Below are 6,228 nucleotides of genomic sequence, written 5' to 3' on the forward strand. Positions count from 1 at the left end.
CGGGTTCTGTGGTGATCCCACTTGATCACTTGCAGACAATAAGTACAGGTATAGGAATCACCGATCGTCAAGGATCGGCGAGCTCTCGCCATGATGCAGACCTCACCATGATTTTAGCACGCCGGTCTGAACCGGAGTTCGCACGAAACCTTAAAGTGCATCCACAATTCGGTTCCTGGCGTGTTCCAAAACCATTCGGAGTTGCCCGTAGGAATACCGATCCCCGAAATGCGTCTTCGCTTCTGCCAGCGACTCGGTCTTCTTCTCCGCGAAGAAAGCCGCTATTTCATCCACCTGTTCATTTGTCAAAAGATCCGAAATATGGAGTTCTCCGCGCGCGATGAAATGCGCCAGATGCCCTTCGATCGTGCTCACCTTCAGATGGCGTTCGGCCGCAATTTGCACGGTGGTTTCTCCGGGCCGATAGATCGAGGCTGATCTGCCTGGTGTTGGCTGCGCCGGTCTCCTTGAAGGGGCGATCGGGCCGCTCCCCTACGGCGTCCGACGCCGGATCTTCAGGTATGTTTTTTTCGCTTCGGTATTTCCCGATAACGCGGAGAATCTCCGCGCCGAAACTTTTGAGTTTGCCTTTGCCGATGCCGGTAATTTTCTTTAATGAGGCGCGATCGGCAGGCAGGACCTGAACCAATTCCTGGAGTGACCGTGTCGGCAAAACGTCATGCAGCGCACACTCGAGTTCGTGTTACCGACAATCTGGCCGCGCGTGTGCTATGGAATTCGGATGTGATTATGGAATTGAGGTCTGGGACTTCTGAAAACCTATGTTTCCCTGCCCTTGGCCGTCCGCCGGCGATTCGCCGCGGCGGCACGGGAGGGTATGTACTGAGTCTTTACGACTCACAATCTACACAGTAAGGCGTCGGATGTATACACGATGAAATGGCAATTCACGACTACCCGGCGGTTTTGGCGGAAAACCCTGACTGTCTCCAGCCTTGCCTTGTTCGCCGTGTCTTCCCATCTGTTTGCGCAAGGCATGATAACAACCTATGCCGGTCCGCAGATGCCCGTCAGCGGGAGCGCAGCATCGACTCAGGCTATCGACTATCCAGCGGCGGCTGTTCCGGACGGCTCCGGCGGAGTTTATGTCGTCAGCCAAAGCCAGAATCGGGTCTACGACGTCGCGGCAAACGGCACTCTGACCCTGATTGCCGGCAGTACTTATGGATTTGGAGGGGATGGCGGGCCTGCCACGGATGCCATGCTCGCGAGCCCGTTTGGCCTGGCGACGGATACCGCGGGTAATCTTTACATCTCCGACTTTTATAACCAGCGAATCCGCAAAGTATCGAAGGACGGAGTCATCACCACGGTTGCAGGGTCCGGTACCGAAGGGACCATTGGAGATGGGGGACCGGCGACGTCGGCCCAGCTGTCGTTACCGAGCTCCATTGCGGTCGACGCTGCGGGAAATCTGTATATCGTCCTGGCCGATCGCGTCCGGAAAGTGGGTGTGGATGGCGTGATTACGACCATCGCAGGCGGAGGCAACATCGTGCCGGATACCGGAGTGGCTGCAACATCGGCGCTGATTACGCCTTCGGCTGTCGCTGTCGATTCTGCGAGTAATGTCTATATCGGCGCCGGGATTCTGATGCGGGTGGGAACGGACGGCATTATTACGAGACTCACGAAGCTAACCGCCACCATCGGATTTCTGGGATCGTATATGTGTACGGAATCCGGCGACGGAGGGCCCGCGGTCGATGCCAATGTCTGTTTTCTGGGCGGCATCGCCAAAGATGTCTCCGGCACCCTCTATCTCACAGACGGCAACTATGTGCGTACCATCACCGCGGACGGTATCATCCATACGATCGCGGGCGGCGGCAATTCCATGGCGGACGGCGTGCCTGCCACATCGGCCTCGATGAACCCTTACAACATTTCACTGGATGCCTCGGGAAACATTTATCTGGTGATTAACCCCAATAGCGTCCGGAAAATCGCCACGGACGGAACGATCAGTACGCTGGTCGCAAACAACGTCTATGGATTTTCTGGAGATGGAGGCCCCGCAACTCTGGCGAAACTGTCCCCCAGCGTGGACGGTCTCACGTTCGATCGCTCGGGCAATCTTTACATTGCGGACACATCGAACAGCCGCATACGCCTGGTGACGCCCGACGGCACCATAACCACAATCGCTGGAAATGGCAGTTCCAATTACACCGATAGTGTTCCGGCGGTCTCTACCGGAATCGGCAGTCCGATCGACCTGTTCGTCGACAATGCCGGCAATCTCTACGAGCTTGACGGCACCTACGTGCGGAAGATCACGCCCGACGGCGTCATCCAAACGGTCGCCGGCTGCTCGGGTATCTGCCCCGGTCTGCCGGATACCGCCACAGTGGCCATGAACGCCTCGCTTGGGATGCATGGTCCACTGCGGATCGGCGTTGATCCCATTGGCAACCTTTATATTCAGGCTCGGGATCGAGTATGGAAGGTAGATTCTACCGGTGCCATCTCGACCATCCTGACGAATGCGATGCCACCATTCAACGGATCGATTACGTTCCAGGGCTTTGTTCTTGCCCCGGACGGAAGCTATTACCTCAGCGGCTCCGGGAGCGGCGGCGGACAAATTTACAAAGTGACGTCCGACGGCGCGATCAATCGGTTCGGCGGACTCGTCGACTTTCATCCCGAGGCAATGGCATTGGACAGCCAGGGAAATCTTTATGCTGTGGACGGCTCGAAGATTCGGGAAATATCGGCTTCCGGCTCTTCCGTCACGACTCTCGCGGGAGGCAACACCGTTGACGGTTTCAGCGGAGACGGCGGTTCCGCAACATCCGCGCAGTTAAATTTCGATCGGGCGGCGGAGTTCGCTGATGTGGCCGTCGACGTTGCCGGCAATGTGTATATCACCGACCAGGGAAACAGCCGCATCCGGAAGATCACGCCGGCTTCTTCCGCACAATCATTCAGCGCCTCGGCCGGTGGTGTCACGTACAGCACGGTGGGCACAGCCTCCGGTCCGATGACCGTGGGATACGGTATTCTGCAACCCGCCGCGGGACAGACGACCACACCCTATTGCGTCGCGGTATTCAGCTACACGCTGAACGGCATACTCATCAGTGAAACGGCCGTGCCTGCCTCACCACTGATCACTTCGGGCCGTATTTACGCCGAATCGAATGGGCCGGTTCGGACCGGAATCGCCATCGCGAATCCAGGCAATCAGGACGCGGCTGTCACGTTTTATTTCACCGGCCAGAATGGTCTGAGCATCAACACAGGTTCGGTCACCATTCCTGCCAATGAGCAATACGCCGCATTTCTCGATCAAGCTCCATACGACGGCACCAGCGCCGCGCGTACTTTCACTTTCAGCGCTTCGACGCCGGTCGCCGCGATTGCGCTGCGGGCCTTTATAAATGAGCGGGGAGAAACGTTGATGACAACGTTGCCCGTCGCTCCGACCAGTTCGATATCTACAGCTCCCATCATGTTGCCTCATTACGCCGCCGGAGCAGGCTGGACGACGCAAGTGCTGCTGGTCAATCCGACGGATACCACGCTGACCGGAACGATTGCCTTCGACGCGATGCACACGTACTCCGTTGCGCCCCGCTCCGCAACGAAGATCGTCAGCGCCGCTTGGAACGTTCTGCAAACGGGAAACGTGACAGTTACGCCGGATCCGGGAATCCCGGCGCCAGTTGTTTCATCGGTCTTCACCTTGGTGACGAACGGAATCACGGTCACCGAAAGCGGCGTCGCGACCACCGGAGACGCGACATCGTTCCGCGTTTTTGCGGAATTAGACGCCAGTCAGACATTGCAAACGGGTATCGCGATCGCAAACACCACGTCGAGTTCCGCCAATCTCCAATTCGAACTGCTCGCATTGGACGGTCAATCGACGGGATTCACCGGTTCCTCCACGCTGGCCGCTAATGGGCATCTCTCTGTATTCCTGAATCAGATCCCTGGCCTCGAGAACCTGCCGGCAACTTTTCGCGGCGTGCTTCACATTTCCAGCGACAAGGCGATTTCCGCGATTGGGCTCCGGCTCCGTTATAACCAACGCGGCGAACTTGTGCTCGCGACGACTCCGGCGATAGCCGACGGTGCGTCGGACAACGCCGGCGAGTACGTCTTTCCTCAGGTCGTATCGGGCGGCGGATTCACAACGGAGTTTATCTTGATGAACTCGACGGCGGCGTCCCAAAGCACGGTGACCCTCAAGTCTCAAAACGGCTCGGATTTGCCTTTGTTCGCTCCGTGATTACGGCGTAATGATCACTTGGCCGCGGACCAGTTCGCGTTTGCCGTCCATCACGCTGACCTTCCAGAGGCCCGGCGTCAATTTGAAAGATTCATTGACGGTCTGTGCGAGGCTGAGGTCGAATTTGTCGTTGTCGGCGGCATGGCTGCTGTGGCCCAAGGCTCCGCGTATATAAACTGTAGATCTGGATGTCTGCTAAGGAGGGGTGGACCCGACATCAATAACATAACCGCGCAGCCACCTCATTGCGAGCGGCCGGAGGTGGTCCAGGCTTGAGCGCTGCAAAGATTTGAATGCAGTCCTGCCGTTTCGCGGCAGGCCCAGGCCATCACGCTAGATGCACATACGTGTAACGGAATCACTCCAGTCCGTGAAGCCCGCTTTACCGAGCGCTTTAACCTGGAATGCATAGATGGTACCCGGCGTCAGGTCGTTGAACGCGACCGCGCCCTTTGTGGAGGTCACGGTGACTTCGGTCCAGGTGCCGGTAACCTCGTTTGTCAGCGCCGCAATACGCAGAACGTAACCGTGCCTTCCGAACGGCAGAAATCTCAGCCAGCAGCTGGCGGCTCACACCTTGAGTGACGGAATCCACCACCGGCTGCGGCAGCGGCTCAGGCGAGGACTTCGCACGTGGCGAAGCCAGCATGAAGCCACTGGATGTGATGATGGCCGGATCGCCATTGGCAATCTTCAGCACCCAGGCGGAGAGCAGATCCAGATCCTGCTCGACCACCTGACGGTCCTTGTCCCGTTGCGCAATGTCTTTCTTGGAGCCATCGTTGGCGGCCGCGGACGACGTGGTCAGGTTGTCCAGATCCTGCTTCAGCGTTGTCAATGGAATGCTGGGTCCCGAACACGTCAACCTTGACGCCCATGTCCGTGAAAACCGAGTGACCGCGGGACAACAGGTCCGCGACCTTCGTTCTCGGGGACGGATGAGCAATGTTCAATTTTTGAATCTTCGACGTTTTAGACATGTGTTGTTCCTCTCTGTGAAAGTTGATTTGCGAGATCACGTCTCGCGGTCTCCTATAACGCAACCGATGTGCCAAATGGCACAGGTTCTGGCCGAACTATATTTATCAACGAGTTAGGTTCTTAACCGGGAAAGATCGCCACGGATACCCTGACATTCAGTTCAGCGTACCCTAAACTGAATGTCAGGATTCCTGCACGCCAGTTCAGGGTGGGCCGGGGATCGATGAGGAAGCCGGAGCCTGGGGATGCGAAACCCCGACCTTATATATATGCGTACGCGCCTGCTTACAAAACATCGCGCCTGCTTACAATTTCGGGCAGGAAACGCAGCTAAACCGCTATTGAGGCACATTAGTCGCGGATTATAGAACGCGCAAAAGCGCGGGCTTGCGCATGGGCGCAAAATATTGGGCGAGCCAATCCCCGGTAAACAGCCGGACGATCCACGTGTGGGGTTGGTTGGGTTCGCTGATCAGGTACAGATGCTTCGAATCGGGCGTCGCCTGAAAGGTCAACGTCGTGTCAATTCCTTCCTGTGGCGCGAGTTCTCGAGTAAACGGAGTCACGGATGGGTCGGGCAGCAGTGGAAAGCGCCGGCCATGGTCATCCACAAGAAAGACATTCATCTTGCCGTGAATTTTCCCGCCGCTGCCGGCGTCACTGAAGATGTGGACATCGACTTTGTAAACGGCATTCCCGGTCCCGGCCGAAGGCGTCACGCTGGTCACGCCGATGCACCAGATGTCGTAGCAAAAACTATCGCCACGGTTAACGACCGTCTGCGGCGTAAGCCTGATCGCTATAGCCTGCAGCAGCCAGAAGACAACGAGCACTCCGCCGGTCACCCTCAAGACCTTCGCGGCCAGATGAAATTTCGCAGCCAGCAGGAGCACAACCGACGCCGACAACGCGAGGGCCGTTCCAAGCATGATCAGGAGAATAGAGATCACACCGGCGAATGAGTCCGAGTGGACAATCATGGAACG

The 6,228-nt window shown here is 57.3% G+C and carries 5 protein-coding genes; 1 reads left to right on the forward strand and 4 read right to left on the reverse strand.

Annotated elements, in window-relative coordinates; genetic code table 11:
- Nucleotides 1-150: 150 nt before the first annotated feature.
- Nucleotides 151-480, reverse strand: coding sequence for a helix-turn-helix domain-containing protein (locus VGK48_03540; protein HEY2380236.1), 330 nt, complete (start codon nt 478-480; stop codon nt 151-153).
- A gap of 415 nt (nt 481-895) precedes the next feature.
- On the opposite strand from VGK48_03540, the gene VGK48_03545 reads away from it, so the two are divergent.
- Nucleotides 896-4,261 carry a hypothetical protein gene (locus tag VGK48_03545; GenBank protein ID HEY2380237.1) on the forward strand — a complete coding sequence of 1,122 codons (3,366 nt, stop codon included), beginning with the start codon at nt 896-898 and terminating at the stop codon, nt 4,259-4,261.
- Here VGK48_03545 and VGK48_03550 read toward each other — a convergent pair whose 3' ends face one another.
- From VGK48_03550 to VGK48_03560, 3 genes are all read right to left on the reverse strand, one after another.
- On the reverse strand, nt 4,262-4,420 hold the full coding sequence (locus tag VGK48_03550; protein ID HEY2380238.1) for a hypothetical protein: 159 nt from the start codon (nt 4,418-4,420) through the stop codon (nt 4,262-4,264).
- Between the two features lie 235 nt (nt 4,421-4,655).
- Nucleotides 4,656-5,126 carry a hypothetical protein gene (locus tag VGK48_03555; protein ID HEY2380239.1) on the reverse strand — a complete coding sequence of 157 codons (471 nt, stop codon included), beginning with the start codon at nt 5,124-5,126 and terminating at the stop codon, nt 4,656-4,658.
- Nucleotides 5,127-5,604: 478 nt separating this feature from the next.
- A partial coding sequence (locus VGK48_03560; protein HEY2380240.1) for a hypothetical protein occupies nt 5,605-6,228 on the reverse strand: 624 nt, incomplete at its 5' end.

Source organism: Terriglobia bacterium (assembly GCA_036496425.1).
Lineage (GTDB): Bacteria > Acidobacteriota > Terriglobia > 20CM-2-55-15 > 20CM-2-55-15 > 20CM-2-55-15.

What these genes read in the sequence shown, in the direction of transcription:
- VGK48_03545 (HEY2380237.1), top strand. Translation starts at nt 896, where the DNA reads ATGAAATGGCAATTCACGACTACCCGGCGGTTTTGGCGGAAAACCCTG.